Raw genomic sequence first — 634 nt, 5'->3', positions numbered from 1 at the left:
ATGACAGAGCTAATACCATCGCCAGCAACTGGATCGAGGTTTTGGTCGCCCATCATGACGAATTTAGCACCGCTCGCCAAGCCACCTTGTTTACCTGCATCGTCGTAGAAAAATTCTTTTCCTTGGATGTAATGGTGCCAAAATTCCACTTCCGCTGCGTTTTGCGCTTGGTTTTTACCAGGATCGAAAACTGGTGGTGTAGGGTGCGACATCAGAAGATGAACAACCTCATTACCATTGCTGGTCGGGATGATAATTGGTGCATCTACGTGGTTTTTAGAAGAGAGACGTACTTGAGCCCATTCCTCTGCAGAGTACCACTCATCGCCACACTTCATGTCGTCTGGAATTTTTTGTGAGCCGTCACAAATAGTAATGGTTGGGATTTTCGCGCCTTCTAAATCTTTCCATTTAAACTCTTGGAAGGTTCGTGTATTTGCCGTATCAATTTTGTACTTAGACATTAGGGCAAAGGCGTATTGGCCGTGGTACATGCCAAAGCCCCATGCATCCCCCGGCATTTGGCCGGCAGTGCCGTTGTTGTCGAGGTCAAAATCGCTCAACAAACCTGTGTTGGTAGAGTAAGACTCCGCGTAAGGGTATTCGATAGGTTCGAGGTTTGCTTCTCCGCCCG

Annotated in this window: 1 protein-coding gene; it reads right to left on the bottom strand. The window is 47.6% G+C overall.

Annotated elements, in window-relative coordinates; genetic code table 11:
• Positions 1-634 (bottom strand): endonuclease/exonuclease/phosphatase family protein (locus R7Z77_RS26340; protein WP_318137171.1); only part of this gene is annotated, 634 nt, incomplete at both ends.

The sequence above is a fragment of the Vibrio sp. 1401 genome (genome assembly GCF_033340295.1).
The sequence above is the reverse complement of the archived record's forward strand: the minus strand, read 5'-3'. Positions and strand labels throughout refer to the sequence as shown.